The organism is Halorubrum coriense DSM 10284 (genome assembly GCF_000337035.1).
Classification (GTDB): Archaea; Halobacteriota; Halobacteria; order Halobacteriales; family Haloferacaceae; genus Halorubrum; species Halorubrum coriense.
On the sequence record NZ_AOJL01000059.1, the window covers coordinates 1 to 18,511 of the forward strand.

Consider the following 18,511-nt stretch of genomic DNA (forward strand, 5'->3'; position numbering starts at 1 on the left):
TCACTCCGACGCTGCCGCGTCACTCCGACTCCGCCGCGTCACTCCGACTCCGCCGCATCACTCCGACTCCGCCGCATCACTCCGACGCTGCCGCGTCACTCCGACTCTCCTGTCTCACTCCAACGCCGCCCGCAGCGCCGCGTTCATCGCGTCGACCGGGGCGGTCTCCCCGGTCCAGATCTCGAACGCTTCGACCCCCTGGAACAGCAGCATCCACGCGCCGTCGACGGTCGTCGCGCCCGCGGCGGCGGCGTCGCGCAGCAGGCGCGTCTCGATCGGCGCGTACACCGCGTCGAGGACCGCGAGGTCGCCGTGGAGGTGCTCCGCGGGGACCGGCGTCTCGGCCGGGGCCTCCATCCCCACGCTCGTCGCGTTGACGAGCAGGTCCGCGGCCGCGACGCGATCGCCGAGGCCGTCGAGGCCGCCGCCCGTCGCGCCCGGCACCGCCTCGGCCAACTCGACCGCCCGCTCCGCGGTTCGGTTCGCGACGTGGACCGCCGCGCCCGCGTCGGCCAGCGCGAACGCGGCCGCCCGCCCCGCGCCGCCCGCGCCCACCACGAGCGCGTCGCGGCCGTCGACCGCCACGTCGTGATGCGCGAGCGCCCGCGTCACGCCGGCGGCGTCGGTGTTGTGGCCGCGCGGTCGGTCAGCCTCGCCGGCCCGGACCGGGCCGTAGTCGACCGTGTTGACCGCGCCGATCCGCTCGGCGAGCGGGGCGGCGTCGACCGCGTCGAGCGCGTCCCGCTTGAACGGCACCGTGACGTTGAGCCCCGCGACGCCGAGGTCCGCGGCCCCCGCCACCGCCGCGGCCGCCGCGTCGGCGTCCGGCTCGAAGGTCACGTACCGCGCGTCGAGGCCGAGCGCCTCGTAGCCCGCCTCGTGCATCGGCGGCGACAGCGAGTGGCCGACCGGGTTCCCGATCAGTCCGTAGACGTCCATGCCCGCTCACCGGGCCGCGACCGACAAAAGGGGGTCGGTCGGGCGACGCTCGCGGCCGGACGGGGCCGGTCGGCCGTCGATCGGGGCCGGACCGGTCCGCCGGGCCGCCTACTCGCGCTGCCCCTCGGCGTCCCGCTCCGCGTCGATGACGTCTTCGAGGGTCTCGGTGCCGACGTCGCTGGCGACCTTGACGCCGACGAGCGACACGACGATACCGCCGACGATGAACGCCGCGAGCTGTTGGACGGGGGTCATGGTCATCCCGTACGCCGACAGCGGCTCGTGGATCGCCTCCTGCGCGAGGAAGTAGCCCGCGAACCCGCGGACGACCAGGGCGACCGCGGCGATGACGAACGGGAGGTTCAGGTACGGGGTCCGGATCCCCTCGTCGCGGATCAGCTCGTCCAACAGCCGCCCGACCGCCGCCGTCACGCCGCCGACCGCGAACCACGGCACCGCCGAGTAGGTGAACTCCACGACCTCGACGAGCCGGGCGGAGCCGGGCCCCAGGTCCGAGGCCGCGAGGAACCCGAAGAAGCCGCCGACGAGGGCGAGCCCGCCGGCGACGACGTACGTCACGACCGACACCTGACCGGCGTACAGCGCCTCGCGGACGCGCTCGGGGACGCCGGCCACGAGCCGGTCGATCGCGAGCCCCTTGTACAGCAGCGCGGCCCCGAGGAGGCCGGCGACGCCGGCGACCGCTTCGCCGGCGGAGAACCAGTAGAACAGCGCGGGGACCAACAACAGCGCGACGCCGAACGGCACGAGGATCGTCGACCGCAGCTGCTCGTCGGCGAGGAACTGCTTGAGGAGGTAGTAGGTGGACTCGATGTCGCGGGCCTGCCGGACGACGACGCGGTCGACGGAGTCGACGGGGATCCGCGACTCGACGACCGGCAGGACGCGCTCGTCCTCGGCGGAGTCGACGACGACGATCGCGGCCCGCGGGTCGTACCGCTCCACGAGGTCGTCGAGCTGGGCCGCGATCGACCGGTCCGCGCCGACGGCGGTGTCGCTCTCGGCGGAGACGACCGCCACCACCGACTCCTCGCGCTCGTCCCTGAGGTCGCGCGCGACGCGCAGCGACTCCAGCAGGCAGTTCACGCTGGCGTCCTCGGGGTCGTCCAGCCCGGCGTCGGTCACCAGCGACCGGACGGCCTCCCAGCCGGCGACCGGCATCGGGACGTTGGTGGCGCGACCGATCGCCCCCGAGCGGTCGACGCAGATGACCAGCGTCGTCACGTGTCGACCCATACCGCCGCCGAACAAAAATCCTCCCCGTCGGTCGTCGCCGACCGATTCGCCGGCGTCGGGCCCTCGCGGTCCGTTATCGCAGTTCCACGTCGATGTCGCCGCCGTCGTCGGCGAACACGCCCGCGACGCCGCTCCCCGCGGCGAACGCGACGCGCTCGGCCCCGATGCCGAGCCGCTCCGCCAGCCCGCGCTCGGGGGTGAACTCGCGCACCTCGGGCTCCGCGCCGATCAGCTCCGCGAGCCGGTCCTCGACGTCGGTTTCGGTCCCCAGCTCGTCGACGAGCCCCATCTCGGCGGCGTCGTCGCCGAGGTACACGCGCGCCTCTGTCTCGCGGACCGCCTCGGGGTCCATGTCGCGCCCCTCGCTCACGGTCTCGACGAACTGCTCGTAGTAGCCGTCGATGATCCCTTGGAGGTACTCGCGCTCGTCCGCTTCGATCTCCTTCAGCGGGACGCCGGCGTCCTTGTACTCGCCGGCGGTGAACTGCTCGTAGGAGATCCCCAGCTTGTCGGCGAGCCCCTTCGCGTTCGGTCGGGACCCCACGACGCCGATGGAGCCGACGAGGCTCGCCTCGCGGGCCCACAGCTCGTCGCAGCCGCTCGCGATCCAGTAGCCGCCGGAGGCGCAGGTGTCGGTCGCGTACGCCACCGTCGGGCCGTCGAAGCCGGCGGCGGCCCGCCGGATGTCGTCGCTCGGGACGACCTCGCCGCCCGGCGTGTTGAGCTCGACGAGCAGCGCCTCGACCGACTCGTCCTCGTCGGCCGCCTCGATCTGCTCGACCACGTCGTCGGCGGTCGCCCCGCCCGGGCCCGACAGCGGCGAGGGCCGCCCCTGTCTCCGTCGGATCGGTCCCGACACGGTCACCTTCGCGGTGTTGTACTCGTCGGCGTCACCGAACCGGCCGCCGGTGAGCCGCGAGAGCACCGCGCGGCCCGCGATCGTCGTCGCCGCGCCCACCGCGGCGGCCGCGAGCAGTCCCTTCCGTCCGTTCGCCGGCGCGTCGTCCATACCCTCGGTTGGGCGCGGGACCGTTTATATATACTGTCGCGGGCCGGCGCGCGCCGCGGTGCGATCGTCAAAGGCCGAATTTTTGTACCCCTGCGCTGATGAACGCCACAGGAATGGGCGGGACCGAAGAGGAAGACGGGTTCGTTCGGTACGGCATCGACGACAGACCGCCGCTCGGGAGGTCGATCCTGCTGGGCGTCCAACACTACCTCACGATGGTGGGGGCGAACATCGCCGTCCCCCTCATCCTCGCCGGCGCGATGGGCATGCCGGAGTCGGTCGTCCCGCGCTTCGTCGGCACGTTCTTCGTCGTGTCCGGGATCGCGACGCTCGCGCAGACGACCTTCGGCAACCGCTACCCGATCGTCCAGGGCGCGCCGTTCTCGATGCTCGCGCCCGCGCTCGCGGTCATCGGCGTCGTGACGGCGAACCCGCCGGCCGGCGTCGAGGCGTGGCGGGCCGCCCTGCTCCAACTCCAAGGGGCGATCATCGTCGCCGCGCTCGCCGAGGTCGCGATCGGCTACCTCGGCCTCGTCGGCCGACTGCGGAAGGGGCTCTCCCCGGTCGTCATCGTGCCGGTCATCGTCCTCATCGGGCTCTCGCTGTTCAACGCCCCAGAGATCACCGCGACCAGTCAGAACTGGTGGCTCCTCGGTCTGACGCTGGTCGCCATCGTCCTGTTCTCGCAGTACCTCGGCGCGCGGTCCACGCTGTTCCAGCTGTTCCCCGTCCTCCTCGGCATCGTCGTCGCGTGGGCGCTCGCCGCGTCCCTCTCGGTCCTCGGAGTCTTCGGACCCGGCACGCCGGGGTACGTCGACCTGGCGAGCGTCGCCGCGGCCGACCCCGTCCACCTCGTCTACCCGCTTCAGTGGGGCGTGCCGAGCGTCACGCCCGCGTTCGTCATCGGCATGCTCGCCGGCGTCGCCGCCTCGATCGTCGAGTCCATCGGCGACTACCACGCCGTCGCCCGGCTCTCCGGCATGGGCGCTCCCAGCAGCGAGCGGATGACGCACGGGATCGGCATGGAGGGACTGATGAACGTGTTCTCCGGGGTGATGGGGACCGGCGGGTCGACCTCCTACTCCGAGAACGTCGGCGCCATCGGCCTCACCGGCGTGGCCTCGCGGTACGTCGTCCAGATCGGCGCGGCGCTCATGATCCTCGTCGGGTTCGTCGGCTACTTCGGGCGGCTCGTCGCCACCATCCCGAGCCCGATCATCGGCGGGCTCTACGTCGCCATGTTCGCCCAGATCGTCGGCGTCGGGCTCTCGAACCTCAAGTACGTCGACCTCGACTCCTCGCGAAACGTCTTCGTCGTCGGCATCGCGCTGTTCACCGGGTTGGCCGTCCCGGAGTACATGCGGAGCGTCGGGGGCGCGGACGCCCTCCAGCAGGGACTGGCCGAGACCTTCCTGCTCGGCCCGTTCCTCGGGGTCGACGTCGTCGCGAACACCGTCTTCGTCATCGGGTCGACGGGGATGGCGGTCGGCGGGCTCGTGGCGTTCCTCCTCGACAACTCGATCCCGGGGACGGCCGCGGAGCGCGGCCTCACCGCGTGGGAGGACGCGACCGAAGCGGACACCGAGTTCACCTCCGCGTACGACCGCTTCGTCGGCGAGGACGAACCGACGCGCACCGACTGACCGGCATCGAGCCGCTCGCTCGGGAGCCCGCCGTTCGCGTCCGAAATCCGGCGGTCAGAGCGTGACGGGCGAGGGAGCTGTCGCTCGCAGTGCGGAAAAAGAACCGCAGAAACGTCGCTTCGACCGGCTTACAGGAGGCCGGTCTTCTGGAGCTTCATCAGGTCCTCGGTGTCGAGCGTCTCGCCCTCCTTGAACTTCTGATAGATCTCCTCGGCCTCTTCCTTCTCTTCCTCGCGCTTCTCGGCGCGCTCGTCCTTCCGCTCTTCCTCCTCCTTCTTGTCGAGCTCGCGCAGGCGCTTCTGGACGCGGACGAAGTCCTCGTGGTGGCGGTCGGCCGCCTCCTGAGCCTCGACGAACAGCTCGTGCATCTCGTCGGCCTCGTCGCGGATGTCGTCGGCCTCGCGGTAGGCCTCGATCATCTGGTTGTGGTGTTCCTGGGCCTTGTCCGCGAGCTCCGTCACCTTCTGGTGGTGCTGGGACGCCTCGGAGCGGACCTCCTCGGCCTCCTCGACGAGTTCGTCGAGCTCGCTCGTGTCGTCGACCTTCTCCTTCTTCTCCGCGAGCTTCTCGCGTTTGTCGTCGATCTTCTCGATGAGCTCGCGCTCGTCTTCCGCGTCGAGCACTTCGGTCTGCTGGCGGAACTCGAGGTCCTCGATCTCCTCTTCGAGCTCCTCGATGGACTTGCCGGAGCCGAGCTCCATGTCCTGTTTGAGCTCCTCGACCTCGTCGAACAGCTCGTTGGCCTCGGCGTTGAGCTCGTTGCGCTTGTCCTTGTGTTCCTGGACCTGCTCGTTGAGCTCGTCGCGCTGTTCGCGGTGTTCCTGCGCCTCGTCGACCTTCTCGCGCGTCTTCGCGTTGAGGTCGTCGCGCTTGGAGGCGCGCTCGGACGCCATCTGATTCAGATCGTTGCGTCGGTCTCGCAGCTGTCCGGCGCGTTTGATAAGCTGACCCTTGGAGCCGTTGTCCAAGTCGTCCTCAGAAAGGTCCACGTTGTCCGCTCCGTCCATCGGTTCCACGTCGTACTGCTCGATGACTTCTTCTTTCGTTACCATTTGTTATCTCTCCATCACCGCTCCGGCGATAGCGGACGCTCGCTGTAGTGCGTCGGGCCGTCGGCAAGAACTCCCGTTCATTTCAGCGTGCGATTCCACCAGCGCCGGAGGCGTTCTGGTACCCGCAACTACCTTCGGATGACATATAAATACTTCGGTGATTTCCGTGCGTACCGGTGTCACGGGGCGTGTACCGCGTGATTTCGTGGTTACCGTTCACACGGCTCGGCCGCGCGCCCGGACCGGCCGGTCGCGGTTCGCTATCGACTCCGGTCACGCCCCGTCGTCGCCGACCTGGTAGGAGAGGACGACGCCGTCGTCGAACCGCTCCGTCCCCGTGAGCGTGAGGTCGGGGAACTCCCCGGTGAAGCCGGCCCCGTCCGCCAGCGTGGGGGCGTCGCGGCCGCCGATCACGAGCGAACCGACGTAGACGTGAAGTTCGTCGACGAGACCGGCCTCGAAACACGAGAAGATCACCTCGCCGCCCCCCTCGACCATCAGGCGCTCGACGCCGCGGTCCGCGAGCTTCTCGACCCCCTCGGCGACGTCGACGCGCTCCTCGCCGGCGACGATCACCTCCGCGCCCGCGTCGGCGAGCGCCGTCCGCCGGTCCCGGTCGGTCGCGGCCGAGACGAGGAGGTACGTCGTCGCCGCGTCGTCGAGGATCCGCGCGTCGGTCGGCGTCCGCCCGGTCGAGTCGACCACGACGCGCGCGGGGTCGCCCGGTCGCCCGCTCCGCAGGCGCTCGACGCGGCGGTCCTCCTCGTCGAGCGTGAGGTGCGGGTCGTCCGCGAGGACGGTGCCGACGCCCACGAGCACCGCGTCCGCGGCCGCCCTGACCCGGTCGACCCGGTCGAAGTCCTCCGGGCCGGAGATCCGGAGCTGCTCCCGGCGGCGGGTGGCGAGCTTCCCGTCGACGCTCTGGGCCGCGTTGACGACCACGTGCATACCGGAGGGTCGGTCGGAGGCGGAATGGTCGTTTCGGTCGACCACCCCTCCCCCGACGACCCCGAGCGGTCTCGCGGGCGACCCGACACCGTTTCCCCGCCGCCGGCCGAGCGCCTACGCGTGTCCGACCCAACCGCCCACCACGTCGGGATCACCGTCGCCGACCTGGACCGCGCCGTCGAGTTCTACGCCGAGACGTTCGACCTCGACGTCGTCGCCGAGTTCGCGGTCGGCGGCGACGCCTTCGCCGAGGCGGTCGCCGTCGAGGGCGCGTCGGCCGAGTTCGCCCACCTCGACGCCGGCGACGTGATCGTCGAACTCGTCGAGTACGAGCCGGCACCCGAGTCGGGCGGCGACCTCGCCGACACCCCGGAACTGAACCGTCCCGGCGCGACGCACCTCGGGCTCACGGTCGACGACGTGGAGGCGTTTTACGACGGCCTCGCGGACGACGTGGAGACGCTGAGCCCGCCGCGGACCACCGAGAGCGGGACCACCGTCCTGTTCGTCAGGGACCCGGAGAGGAACCCGATCGAAGTGCTGGACGCCTGAGGACGCCCCGGACCGGGCGACCGCGTCCGGGTCCGGCGACGCCCGAACCGCGACCCGGCCTATCTCGTCATCGACTCGCGGAGCACGAGCAGCGACAGCGGGGCGCTCGCCGCGACGAGTCCGTAGACCCCGCCCAGGATCGGCTCGACCCCGAACTCGGGGGCGAGCAGGTAGCCGCCGGCGAACCCGATCGGGTCGCAGACGGCGGCGACGAGGATCAGCCGTGCTTGAAACGAGAGCGCGTCGAACCACGGGAGGAGGGCCATTGCGGATCCCCGTCGGTCCGGCAGTCACATAAAATCTCGAACGGGTCAGGGGGTTCGCCGACGGGCGCGATCCCGCGCGGCGCTCACTTCACCTTCGTGCCCGGCTCCGCGTCCTCGTAGGTGGTGAGGAGGTCGGCCTCCTCGCCGGCCGCGAGGACCATCCCGTTCGACTCGACGCCGAACAGCTCCGCCTTCTCCATGTTCGCGAGCACGATCACCTTCGTGTCGGGCAGGTCGTCGACGTCGTGGAGCTGTTTGAGCCCCGCGACGATCGTCCGGGTCTCCGCGCCGAGGTCGACGGTGAGCTTCAACAGGTCGTCAGCGCCGTCGATCCCGACCGCGTCCTCGATCCGCCCGACGCGGATGTCCAGTTCCTGGAAGTCGTCGAAGCTGATGCGGTCGTCGCTGAGGGGTTCGATGTCGGTCATGTCGGTGTCGTCGGAGTCGGTTTCGTCCGCGTTCGCGTCCGTTTCGTCGTCCGCGTCTGCGTCGGTCCCGTCGTCGGGCTCCTCGTCGCCGTCGGTCTCGTCCGCCTCCGACTCGGCGACGCGCGCTTCGAGCTTCTCGTTGAGCGCCTCGACGCGCTCGTCTTCGATCTGTTCGAACAGCTCGGTCGGCTCGCTCAGGTCGCCGGCCGGACCCTCGCGGGCCGCGTCGACGGTGGCGTCGTGGACGGAGCCGGGCTCGCCGAGCTGGTCCCAGAGGCGTTCGCTCTTCTCGGGGGCCAGCGGCTCGAAGAGGACCGCGATCGCCTTCGCCAGCGCGACGCAGTCGTAGATGACCCGCTCCGCCTCGTCCGGGTCTTCGTCGACGAGCTTCCACGGCTCGTTGCGCTGGATGTACTCGTTCCCGTACCGCGCGAGGTCGGTGACCGCGTCGCCCAGCGCGCGGACGGAGTAGTCGTTGACCGCGGCCGCAACGTCGTCGACCGCCTCGTCGATCCGCGCCGCCACGTCGTCGCTCGGGGCGTCGGCGTCGGGGCCGCCCTCGAAGTTACGGTGCGCGAAGAGCAGGGAGCGGTAGAGGAAGTTGCCGACGGTCCCCACGAGCTCGGTGTTGACGCGCTCGGCGAACTTCTCCCACGAGAAGTCCACGTCCTGCTGGAACCCGCCGTTGGTGGCGAGGTAGTAGCGCAGCGGGTCGGGGTGGAACCCCTCGTCGAGGTACTCGTCGGCCCAGACCGCGCGGTCGCGACTGGTCGAGAACCCCTTGCCGTCGAGGGTGACGAACCCGCTCGCCATCACCGCCCGCGGCTCCGCGTGGTCGGTCGCCTCCAGCATCGCGGGCCAGAAGATCGTGTGGTGTTGGATGATGTCGCGGCCGATCACGTGGACGATCTCGCCGCCCTCGGGGTGTTCGTCGCTGACGCCCTCCTTCCAGGCCGCCTCCCAGTCGAACGCGTCCGCGCCGACGCGCTCCGAGTACTGCTTCGTCGAGGAGATGTACTCGATCGGGGCGTCGACCCAGACGTAGAGGACGAGGTCGTCTTCGGCGGCTTCGCTGCCTTCCCGAGGCGACTCCGTCGCCTCGCCCCCGGGGTAATCGATCCCCCAGTCCATGTCGCGGGTGATACACCAGTCCTGGAGCCCCTGCTCGATCCACTCGCGGGGCTGGTTCCGGGCGTTCGAGGTGCCTTCGAGGCGGTCGAGGAACTTGGTGAGGTAGTCGGCGAACTCGGAGACCGCGAAGAACTTGTGGGTGCGCTCGCGGTACTCGGCGGGGTTGCCGGTGATCGTCGACTCTGGATCTTCGACCTCGCCGGGTTCGAGGTGGCGCTGACACCCCTCGTCGCACTCGTCGCCGCGGGCGTGCGCGCCGCAGTACGGGCAGGTCCCCTCGACGTACCGGTCGGGGAGGTACTGGTCGTCGACGGGGTCGTACGCGACCATGATCTCCTTCTCGTAGAGGTGGCCCGCCTCGTCGAGGTCGCGGACGAGTTGTTGGGTCACCGCCGTGTTCGTCTCGTCGTGGGTGTGGCCGTAGTTGTCGAACTCGACGTTAAACTTCGGGAACGTCTCCGCGTAGCGCTCGTGCCAGTCGAGCGCGAACGCCTCGGGAGAGACGCCCTCCTGCTCGGCGTTGACCGCGACCGGCGTGCCGTGCATGTCGGAGCCGGAGACGAACGCGGTCTCCTGGCCGAGTCGTTCGAGCGCGCGGCTGTACACGTCGCCGCCGACGTAGGTGCGGAGGTGACCGATGTGGAGGTCGCCGTTGGCGTACGGCAGTCCACAGGTCACCACCGCCGGGTCGGCGGTGGGGAAGTCGTCGTGGCTCATGTGGTGTGTGTATCGTGTGTCGGTCGATCGGGTCTAAAGCCCGCTGGTTCGGGGCCGTCGCGGCCGGCGCGGAAGTCGAGCGCGTCGCCGCCGGACCGACGGTCCGGGCGCTGCGGAGGGGCGACGGGTCCGCCCGCCGCTAGAAGGAGCGCGTCCGCATCCCGGACCGCCGTGTCCGTGTCACGCCCGTGGATTCGGGCGGTCAGGGCTAAAAAGCGTCGCCGGGGGCGGGTCATGACAGGCCGCGGACGACTCGCACCGCGTCACAGCAGGCCGCGGACGACTCGCGCCGCCTCGGCCGCGGTCGGCGCGAGGACGTACGCGATCGGCTCGACGCCGACCGCGCCGGTCTGGTACACCACGAGCGTCTCCCCCCCGTCGCCCGCCGGGCGGTCGGCATCCCGGACCGCGTCGGCGACCGCCCCGCGCGTCTCGCGCTCGGCGTCGAACTCGACGGTCGGGTGCGACTCGCCGAGCGCCGCGACCGTCTCCGGGTCGTACCGGAGGTTCACCGCGCCCCGGACGCTCGACCCGGCCTCGCGCGCCGCGAGCAGCACCGTCGCGACGTGTTCGCTCACGCCGAACTCGGGCTCGCCGGGGACCATCGCGCGGCCCTTCACGTCGACGAGGCGGCCGGGGACCGCGGCGACGTCGTCGACCGTGGCGGCGTCGGCGGTACACTCGGCGACGTTCGCGCCGACGTTCGGGATGAGCCCGGCAAAGCCGGAGGCGTTCGTCAGGGTGCGGAGCCCGCGCCGGACCGAGGTGAGGACGCGCTCGCGCTCGCGGAACCCGCTGTCCGGGTCGTGGACCGAGAACTCCACGTCGGCGTCCGCGAGCCCCGGCATCGCCGCCTCGTGGAGGTCGGCGAGCAGGTCGCCCTCCTCCAGCTGGCGGATCAGCACCTCGATCTCGACGAGCGCGGCAACGGGCGTGAGGTCGCCGCTCGCGAGCCCCTCGCCGACGCGCTCGACGAGCTCGCGCACGCGCTCGTCCGCGACGATGTCTTCGTGTCTGGCCACGTCGCCGGCGGCGTACTTCGAGACGGCCGACTGGGAGATGCCGAGCGCGTCGGCGACCTCGCTCTGGGTGAACCCGCGGTCGCGGAGGTCCTCCGCGAGCATCGAGCGGACGGTCGGCAGGAACTCGTCGACGACGACCTCCTCGACGAACCTCATTCGCGGTCACCCCCCGACCGACTCGTCCCTTCGTCGTCGCCCTCGCCGGCGAACTCCGGGTCGTCGCCGATCCGCGACGCCTGCGGGCCGTCCTGTCCCTGATACTTCGAGCCCCGCTCGGCCCCGTACGGTCGGTCGGCGGGCCGCTTCAGCTCCGTGAAGGTGAGCTGCGAGACGCGCATCCCCGGCGAAAGCGCGACCGGGGCCGTCCCGAGGTTCGAGAGTTCGAGGGTGATCTGTCCCTCGTAGCCGGGATCGCAGAGCCCCGCGGTCGCGTGGACGACGATGGCGAGCCGGCCGAGCGAGGACCGCCCCTCGACGTGCGCGACGAGGTCGTCGGGGATCGCGACGCGTTCGGCGGTCGTCCCGAGGACGAAGTCGCCGGGGTGGAGGATGAACTCGTCGCCCTCGGCGACTGTCGTCTCCGTGACGTACTCGCTCACCTCGCCCGCGTCGGTCGGGTGGATACAGGGGATGTTGGTGCGCTGGAACTCCAAGAACCGCTCGCCGAGCCGCAGGTCCACGCTCGCGGGCTGGACCTGCTGGTCGACGTCGTCGAGCGGCTCGATCGCGAGGTCGCCCTCGGCGAGCCGGTCGAGGATATCGGCGTCGGACAGGATCATACCGAGAGGGGGAGGGCCGGCGGCTTAAAAACTCCCGAATCGGCGGTCGCGGACGCTCGGACCGACGCCCGCGGCCGACCGCCCCGGGCGCGCTCAGACCGCCGCGATCAGGAGGGCGATCGCGGCGAAGAACGTCGCCACGCCCGCCGCGACTCCGCGGCCGAGGTCGTGTTCGGCCTCCAGCCCGGCGACCACCACGATCCACTGTATCGCGATCCCGACCGCGGAGACGATCAGGAGCGGTCCGGTCGCGCCCGTGATCGCGGCGGTGAGATCCGCCGAGAGCGCCTCGAACGTCGACCCCGTGATCGTCGCGTTCGAGAGCGTGTACCAGATCGCGGCGATCCCGACCGCGAGCCGGAGCAGTTCGGCCCCGATCGCCCACCCGGCGATCACGAAGGAGTCGCCGACGGAGCCGGAGCCGCCCGCGACGAGCGCCCCGACGTGGAGCGCGAGCGCGAACGCGACCCACCAGATCGGTACGCCGAGCAGCCCGTAGTGGATGTAGCCGTTCGCGGCGTCGCTCAGTTCGCTCCCGGCGTCCACCTCGATTTGCTCCGGCTCGTCGCACTGCTCGCCGAGCACGGAGTCGGGGTCGTCGCCGAAGGTCTCGCAGGTCGATTCCGGGGGTCTGTCGGGGTTGTCGACGGTGATCCGCTGGTCGACGGTGGCGTCGAAGACGCCCCCGAGCGCGACGATTCCGAGACTGGTGCCGATCGTGACGACGACCACCGTCGCGACCGCGACGGTCCCAGCCTGCGGGGAGTCGAAGGTGTCGCGAACGCGGTCGAGGACGCTACCGATCGGACTCGCGAGCACGGCGAGCGGGGAGGGCATCACCGGGGCGTGGCCCGCCGACGCACAAGTGCCTTTCCGCTCGAAACCGCACCCGCCGACTCACTCCCGTTCGAGTTCGGTCTCCGCGTCGGCGTCCTCCGCCTCCGCGTCGGCGTCCTCCGCGTCGAACTCGCTCGCGGCGGCCTTCCGCGCGCGGTCGGCCGCCAGTTCGCGGTCGATGTCGTCTTCGACGTACCCCATCGACTCCACGGTGACGACGTTGCCGCCGCCGGGATCGACCACCATGACCTCCTCGCCCTCGTCTATCGTCCCCTCGATCGACCGGGCGGAGTAGTGGGGGTTGAACCCCCCGCCCGTGAGTTTCACCTCGCCGCCCGTGGGCGTCACGCGCTCCGTGACGGTCCCGGTCTTCCCCTTCAGCGAGTCGCTGTCGCTGGTCTGCTGTTGGCCCTTCCCGCCGTAGAGGTCGAACTCGTGGTAGCCGTAGAAGGCGGCCGCGCCGAACGCGAGCGTCAGGAGCGCCATGAGCAGGGTGAGGAGAGCGCCGGCGACGCCCAGCGAGGTCAACACCAACCCGCCGAGCCCCGCGCCGATGAGCGCGATGCCGACGACGATGAAGTTCGCCCCCGGCGCGAGCGCCTCCGCCATCGAGAGCAACAGCCCCGCGGTCAGGAGCAGGAGGGGGAGGGTGTCCGGCGAGAGGAGTCCGGACTGTGCCAGCGCGTTCATGTTCGGTCCTACGGCCGCGGCCTGATAAGTGGTAGTGCGCGCGGCCGCGGCGTCCCGCGAGTCGACGGCGCTCGGTCCGCCCGCAGCCTCCGGATCAAAAACCGACCACCAGCGCGCCGACGGTGAGCGCGACGCCGAGGACGACGAACGCCGCGTGTTCGAGCGTGACGTCGCCCGGTTCGATCGGCTCGTCGTCCGGGGTCGCGGTGTCCTCCGTGATCCCGTCCGGCCCGACGTCGTCGACCGAGAAGCGCCACTCGGTCCCGCCGTCCGGCTGCTCGTCGCCGGTCTCGTCGGCTCGGTTCCGGTCGCCGGAGACCGGGCCGTCGCCGGCGTCGGGCGGCGAGCCGTCGTCGCGGGGACCGTCGCCAGTTTCGTCGCTCATGTGCGCACGTACGCGACTCCGTGATAAATGGCTGGCGGGCGCTCCGGCCCGGGAGCGCACCGCGGGCCGGGTCGCGGAGGACGCCGCGGACTTACCGCTCGCGGGCCGCCCGGAGCACGTCGCCGTCGTAGACGACGCCGCGCTCGCCGTCGACGGTCACCGTGGTCCCGTCGGCGACCGACTCGGGGAGGGCGGCACCGGAGACCATCGGGACGCCCAGCTCGCGGGCGACGACGGCGGGGTAGCCGGTCATCCCCTCGCGGGCGTCGACGATGCCGGCGATCCGGTCGAGGTCGCCGGCGAACTCCCCGTCGAAGTCGGGGCCCAGCGCGACGACGGAGTCCTCCGGGAGCGCGTCGAGGTCGCCGTCGGCGGTCCGGTGGACGGGGGCGGCGACGCGGCCGGCCACGGCCCCCTTGCCGGTCACGACTGTTTCCGCGGCGACGTGGACCTTCAGGGTGTTCGTCGTGTTCGTCCCCTCCAGCTCGGTGAGCATCCCGGAGAGGACCACGAGGGTGTCGCCGGACGCCGCGCCGCCGCGGTCGAGCGCGGCGTCGACCGCGTTGTCGAGGATCGCCTCCATGTCGTCGGCGTACTCAGTCAACACCGGTCTGACCCCCCATGAGAGCGCGAGCTGGCGACGGACGCGGTCGTCAGGCGTCGTCGCGACGACCGGAACGCCCGGGCGGAACATCGCGGTCTTACGCGCCGTGAAGCCGGACTCGGAGACCGCGACGACCGTCGACGCGCCGATGTCGCGCGCGAGGTAGCGCGCCGAGCGCGCCAGCGCCTCGGTCCGGGAGCCCTCCTCCGCGGTCGGGACGCGCTGCTCGCGCGTCTCCGCGTACTCGTCGCTGGACTCGACCTGCCGGACGATCCGGTCCATCGTCTCGACGACGTTGACCGGGTCCTCGCCGACCGCGGTCTCGCCGGAGAGCATCACGGCGTCGGTGCCGTCGAGGACGGCGTTCGCCACGTCGGAGGCCTCGGCGCGGGTCGGCCGCCGCGAGGTGACCATCGAGTCGAGCATCTCCGTCGCCGTGATGACGGGGACGCCCTGGTTGACGCAGGTCCGGATAATCCGTTTCTGGATCACCGGCACGTCCTCCAGCGGGCACTCGACGCCGAGGTCGCCGCGCGCGACCATCACGCCGTCGGCCGCCTCGACGATCCCCTCCAAGTTCTCGACCGCGCCGGCGCGCTCGATCTTCGCGACGATCGGGATGTCGCCGCCGCCGCGGGCGTCCAGCTCGTCGGCGATCCGGTAGACGTCGTCGGCGTCGCGCACGAACGAGGCCGCGACGAAGTCGGCGTCCGTCCGGGCCGCGAGGTCCAGTTCGGCCTCGTCCTCCGGGGTGATGAGGTCGACGTCGATGGCGACGCCCGGCAGGTTCACGCCCTTCCGAGAGCCGAGTTTGCCGCCGGAGACGACCGACGCGACCACGGACTCGCCGTCGACGCGCTCGACGCGGCACTCGATCCGGCCGTCGTCGAGCAGGATCGTGTCGCCCGGGCCGGCGGCCCCGATCGAGTGGGTGAGCCCGACGCGTTCGGGGGTCGCGTCGTCGCCCGCCGCGAAGGTGACCTCGGAGCCCGTCGCGAGCGCGATCGGCTCGTCGATCTCGGCCGTCCGGACCTCCGGGCCCTTCAGGTCGACCATCACCGCGAGGGGGTCGTCGATCTCGTCGTCGACGGCGCGGGCGCGCTCGATGACGGTCTCCCGGTGGTCGGTCGTTCCGTGGCTGGCGTTGAGTCGGACGACGGACATCCCGGCGTCCGCGAGGCCGCGGATCGTGTCCCGGTCGTCCGAGGCGGGACCGATCGTACAGACGATCTTGGCGTTTCGCATATCGCCGAGTTCGACGTACCGTCGGAAAAAGGCATCCGGTTAAGTCGCTCCCGAGCGAACGTTCGTGACCGTTCGCGGATACGGCGGTGAGCGGGCGGGAGGACCGGGGAATACGGAGGGGAGCCGTCAGCGGGGCGTCGATCGCGCGGCCGGGAGACTCGAAGCGCTCGGAGCCGCCGGCGGACTCAGTCGTCGGCGGGCGCGGGGGCGTCGCCCGCGGAGAGCCGCACGTCGGGGCCGTCGACGCCGAGCTCGTCGAGGGCGGACTGCGCGGCGCGCTTGCCGGAGACCAGCATCGCGCCGAAGGTCGGGCCCATCCGCGGGAGGCCGTGAGCGGTCGCGACCGCCATCCCGGAGGCGATCAGCCCGTCGTGGACCACGCCCGTGTGCTCGACGACCGCGTCCTCGCTCTCGCCGACCCACATCGAGTCGTGGCCGGGCGAGTCGTGGCCGGGCGCGCCGTACTCGCCGTCGCCCGTCTGGTCCATGCCGGTGTTGTGCTCCTTCGCGTGCTCGATGCCGGGCGCGGAGAGGACGCCGCGCTCGTCGAGCTTGCTGATCGCGACCGCGTCGTGGCCGGTCGCGTCGATCACGAGGTCGGACTCGACCGCGATGGGGTCGACGCAGGTGATCTCGCGCGGGAGCGCGTGGACCGGGGTCCAGTTCATCACGATCCCCCCGACGCGGTGGTCCTCCCGGACGACGAGGTCGGTGAACTCGGTCATGTTCTGGACGCGCGCGCCGGCGTCGCAGGCCGCCTTGATCAGCCCGGAGCAGGCCTCCGGCCCCGCGGCGGTGTAGAGCCCGTCGACATCCTCGACCGGCTCGTAGTCCACGTTGAGGTCGTCGAGGATCTCCTGGGCCGGGTCCCTGACCGTCACGGTGTTCATCAGGAAGCCGCCGAGCCAGAAGCCGCCGCCGAGGTAGTTGTTCTTCTCGACGATCATCACCTTCACGCCGCGCTCGGCCAGCTCCTTCGCGGCCATCAGCCCGGAGGGGCCGCCGCCGAGGATGATCACGTCCGACTCTGTGAAGCCCAGGAATCCGTCGGTCCACTCGTTCCCTATCGCTCTCGTCACGTCGGTCTCGCTCACGTCGCTGAAGCCGTCGAATCCGTCCATACAACTTAGTAGTATTACTTGGTTGTGAAATGCGTTGCGATCGATACGCAGGAATGGTTATATCATCTATCGGTCGCACGGCGACGAACGTCTCCGAAGCCCCCGCCGTGTGAACGTCGTACGCTCGCTGTGCTCCTCACTCGGTCGCTCCCTCGTTCCGGTGTTGCGTCACCTACGACGTTCACACGGCTGCCCCTTCGAGCCCCGCCCGGAATCGCAGCCTCACACCTCCCCAGCCTCGCGGTTCGCGCTCTTCGAGCGCTCACCGCGTCCCTCGCGCGTGCTGGCTCGCGACCGCCGAAGGCGGCCGCTCGCAGGCACGCGCCACCGCCGGACGCAGTCGCCGACCGTCGTCACCCTGCGGCGTTCCGCCCGCCCGCAACTCGCAGCCTTTTTACCTGCGCTGGCGGTAGGAGTGGCTACTATGGCTGAGGACAAGGCTCGAAGCACCGGCAGCGCGGGCCGATTCGGCGCTCGCTACGGCCGGGTCTCCCGCAAGCGGGTCCAGGACATCGAAGAGGAGATGCGCAACGCGACCGTCGACGGCGACGACGTCAAGCGCGTGGGTACCGGCATCTGGGTCAACGAGGAGACCGGCGAGACGTTCACGGGCGGCGCGTACCGCCCCGAGACGCCCGGCGGTCGCACCGTCCGCCGCTCCATCCGCGCCGCGCTCGCCGACGAGGAATAGGACGATGAGCTACAAGTGCTCCCGCTGTAAGCGCGACGTCACCCTCGACGAGTACGGCGGCGTGCGCTGTCCGTACTGCGGCCACCGCGTCCTCCTGAAGGAGCGCGGCGGCGGCATCAAGGAAGTCGACGTCGAGTAACGTCGCCTCCCGGACCGTGACGGCGACGCGCGCACACGAGACGGTCCTTTCGTTCACCTACCCCTCCGAGCGCCGCGCCCGCGTCGTGGCCGACGCGCTCGGACCGGAAGTCGGCGAGATCGACGACGCGCGCTCCGACGCGACCGTCGATCGCGACGGGAACGCGGTCCGCGTCCGCGTGCTCGCCGACGATCTCGTCGCGCTGCGCGCCGGCGTCAACAGCTGGTCGCGGCTGGTCGCCGTCGCCGAGCGCGTGGGCGCGGGAGGGGATTGAGCGCCGCGCGGAGACGCCGATAACGACCTATTTCAGGGCGCTACGCTCCGAATCGCTCCTCGCCGGAGAAGTCGGGGGTTTTTCCGTCCGGGCCGCTTCGGTCCGTCCATGCAAGGGAACATGCCGCCCGAGGCACAGGAGAAGATCGAGGAACTACAGGAGCTTCAGGAGACCGCACAGCAGGTCGCCGAGCAGAAGGAGCAGGCGCAGTCCGCGCTCAACGAGTCGAAGACCGCCCTCGACGCCCTCGAAGACGTCGACGAGGACGCGGGCATGTACCGAGAGATCGGCGAGGTCCTCGTCGAGACGGACTACGAGTCCGCCTACGACGACCTCGAGAACAAGGTCGACTCGCTCGAGGTCCGCGTCGAGCAGCTCGCGAAGCAGGAGGAACGCGTCGAGGAGCAGTTCGACGACCTCCAGAGCGAGCTCCAGCAGATGCTTCAGGGCGGCGCCGGCGGCGGCCCGATGGGACCGGGCGGCCCGGGCGCCGGCGGCGCGTAAGGCCGTGACCGACGACGCCGACGCCGCCTCGGAGCCGAGCGACGACGAAGTCGTTCGCACCGCCGCCGAGGCGGCCGAGGGGATCGTCTTCAAACACTACGACCAGTCGGCCGTCACGGACCTCGACGTCACCGTCACCTTCGAGGAGGGAGTCCTCGACGTCGACGTCTACCTCAACGCCCCCGCCGACGCCGATCCCGACCGAGAGGCGGTCGCGCGGGAGGCGGTCGAGACCGCGGGCGAGGCGGTCGACGAGCTGTTCGACGAGTAATCGCTCG

At 71.0% G+C, this 18,511-nt stretch carries 21 protein-coding genes; 7 read left to right on the forward strand and 14 right to left on the reverse strand.

The window, feature by feature from the left end; all coding sequences use genetic code 11:
• Positions 1–114 precede the first annotated feature (114 nt).
• The 3 genes from C464_RS13225 to sppA form a co-directional block, all read right to left on the reverse strand.
• Positions 115–939, reverse strand: a complete 825-nt coding sequence (locus tag C464_RS13225) for a shikimate dehydrogenase (RefSeq protein WP_006114253.1) — start codon at positions 937–939, stop codon at positions 115–117.
• Positions 940–1,047: 108 nt separating this feature from the next.
• A complete protein-coding gene (locus tag C464_RS13230) occupies positions 1,048–2,184 on the reverse strand; it encodes a DUF373 family protein (protein ID WP_049911178.1) in 1,137 nt (378 codons plus the stop codon).
• Positions 2,185–2,269: 85 nt separating this feature from the next.
• Positions 2,270–3,205 carry a signal peptide peptidase SppA gene (sppA, locus tag C464_RS13235; RefSeq protein ID WP_006114255.1) on the reverse strand — a complete coding sequence of 312 codons (936 nt, stop codon included), beginning with the start codon at positions 3,203–3,205 and terminating at the stop codon, positions 2,270–2,272.
• Positions 3,206–3,318: 113 nt separating this feature from the next.
• On the opposite strand from sppA, the gene C464_RS13240 reads away from it, so the two are divergent.
• Positions 3,319–4,848 (forward strand): uracil-xanthine permease family protein, encoded by a 1,530-nt coding sequence (locus C464_RS13240; RefSeq protein ID WP_006114256.1) that lies wholly within the window; start codon positions 3,319–3,321, stop codon positions 4,846–4,848.
• A 128-nt stretch (positions 4,849–4,976) separates the two neighbouring features.
• Here the strand turns inward: C464_RS13240 and C464_RS13245 are convergent, their stop codons facing one another.
• Both C464_RS13245 and C464_RS13250 read right to left on the reverse strand, forming a co-directional pair.
• Positions 4,977–5,900 (reverse strand): coiled-coil protein, encoded by a 924-nt coding sequence (locus tag C464_RS13245; RefSeq protein WP_006114257.1) that lies wholly within the window; start codon positions 5,898–5,900, stop codon positions 4,977–4,979.
• A 273-nt stretch (positions 5,901–6,173) separates the two neighbouring features.
• Positions 6,174–6,848, reverse strand: a complete 675-nt coding sequence (locus tag C464_RS13250; protein ID WP_006114258.1) for a 2,5-diamino-6-(ribosylamino)-4(3H)-pyrimidinone 5'-phosphate reductase — start codon at positions 6,846–6,848, stop codon at positions 6,174–6,176.
• Positions 6,849–6,968: 120 nt separating this feature from the next.
• Between C464_RS13250 and C464_RS13255 the strand changes: the two genes are divergently transcribed.
• Entirely contained in the window at positions 6,969–7,400 is a 432-nt protein-coding gene (locus C464_RS13255) for a VOC family protein (protein WP_049911183.1), read from the forward strand.
• 59 nt (positions 7,401–7,459) lie between these two features.
• Here the strand turns inward: C464_RS13255 and C464_RS13260 are convergent, their stop codons facing one another.
• The 9 genes from C464_RS13260 to C464_RS13300 form a co-directional block, all read right to left on the reverse strand.
• A complete protein-coding gene (locus C464_RS13260; RefSeq protein ID WP_006114260.1) occupies positions 7,460–7,666 on the reverse strand; it encodes a hypothetical protein in 207 nt (68 codons plus the stop codon).
• 83 nt (positions 7,667–7,749) lie between these two features.
• On the reverse strand, positions 7,750–9,942 hold the full coding sequence (gene metG / locus C464_RS13265; RefSeq protein WP_006114261.1) for a methionine--tRNA ligase: 2,193 nt from the start codon (positions 9,940–9,942) through the stop codon (positions 7,750–7,752).
• A gap of 263 nt (positions 9,943–10,205) precedes the next feature.
• Positions 10,206–11,120, reverse strand: coding sequence for a thiamine-phosphate synthase family protein (locus C464_RS13270; protein ID WP_006114262.1), 915 nt, complete (start codon positions 11,118–11,120; stop codon positions 10,206–10,208).
• The gene (gene dcd, locus C464_RS13275; RefSeq protein ID WP_006114263.1) at positions 11,117–11,743 is read right to left on the reverse strand and encodes a dCTP deaminase; all 627 of its coding nucleotides are present in this window, start codon (positions 11,741–11,743) and stop codon (positions 11,117–11,119) included. The genes C464_RS13270 and dcd overlap by 4 nt, the downstream gene beginning before the upstream one ends.
• 93 nt (positions 11,744–11,836) lie before the next feature.
• Positions 11,837–12,580: a YIP1 family protein gene (locus C464_RS13280; RefSeq protein WP_006114264.1), complete on the reverse strand. Its 744-nt coding sequence runs from the start codon at positions 12,578–12,580 to the stop codon at positions 11,837–11,839.
• A 60-nt stretch (positions 12,581–12,640) separates the two neighbouring features.
• The gene (locus C464_RS13285) at positions 12,641–13,270 is read right to left on the reverse strand and encodes an NfeD family protein (RefSeq protein ID WP_006114265.1); all 630 of its coding nucleotides are present in this window, start codon (positions 13,268–13,270) and stop codon (positions 12,641–12,643) included.
• A gap of 94 nt (positions 13,271–13,364) precedes the next feature.
• Positions 13,365–13,655 carry a DUF7312 domain-containing protein gene (locus C464_RS13290; protein WP_006114266.1) on the reverse strand — a complete coding sequence of 97 codons (291 nt, stop codon included), beginning with the start codon at positions 13,653–13,655 and terminating at the stop codon, positions 13,365–13,367.
• 91 nt (positions 13,656–13,746) lie between these two features.
• Positions 13,747–15,504, reverse strand: coding sequence for a pyruvate kinase (gene pyk / locus C464_RS13295; RefSeq protein WP_006114267.1), 1,758 nt, complete (start codon positions 15,502–15,504; stop codon positions 13,747–13,749).
• Between the two features lie 185 nt (positions 15,505–15,689).
• Positions 15,690–16,625: a sulfide-dependent adenosine diphosphate thiazole synthase gene (locus C464_RS13300; protein WP_006114268.1), complete on the reverse strand. Its 936-nt coding sequence runs from the start codon at positions 16,623–16,625 to the stop codon at positions 15,690–15,692.
• Between the two features lie 424 nt (positions 16,626–17,049).
• Here C464_RS13300 and C464_RS13305 point away from each other — a divergent pair, with 424 nt between their 5' ends.
• The 5 genes from C464_RS13305 (at position 17,050) to C464_RS13325 (ending at position 18,504) form a co-directional block, all read left to right on the forward strand.
• On the forward strand, positions 17,050–17,316 hold the full coding sequence (locus tag C464_RS13305) for a 50S ribosomal protein L37ae (protein ID WP_006114269.1): 267 nt from the start codon (positions 17,050–17,052) through the stop codon (positions 17,314–17,316).
• A 4-nt stretch (positions 17,317–17,320) separates the two neighbouring features.
• Positions 17,321–17,455 carry a DNA-directed RNA polymerase subunit P gene (locus tag C464_RS13310; RefSeq protein ID WP_006114270.1) on the forward strand — a complete coding sequence of 45 codons (135 nt, stop codon included), beginning with the start codon at positions 17,321–17,323 and terminating at the stop codon, positions 17,453–17,455.
• A 16-nt stretch (positions 17,456–17,471) separates the two neighbouring features.
• Positions 17,472–17,729: a KEOPS complex subunit Pcc1 gene (locus tag C464_RS13315; protein ID WP_006114271.1), complete on the forward strand. Its 258-nt coding sequence runs from the start codon at positions 17,472–17,474 to the stop codon at positions 17,727–17,729.
• 120 nt (positions 17,730–17,849) lie between these two features.
• Positions 17,850–18,233 (forward strand): prefoldin subunit beta, encoded by a 384-nt coding sequence (locus C464_RS13320; protein ID WP_006114272.1) that lies wholly within the window; start codon positions 17,850–17,852, stop codon positions 18,231–18,233.
• A 4-nt stretch (positions 18,234–18,237) separates the two neighbouring features.
• On the forward strand, positions 18,238–18,504 hold the full coding sequence (locus C464_RS13325; protein WP_006114273.1) for a DUF3194 domain-containing protein: 267 nt from the start codon (positions 18,238–18,240) through the stop codon (positions 18,502–18,504).
• Positions 18,505–18,511: the final 7 nt, after the last annotated feature.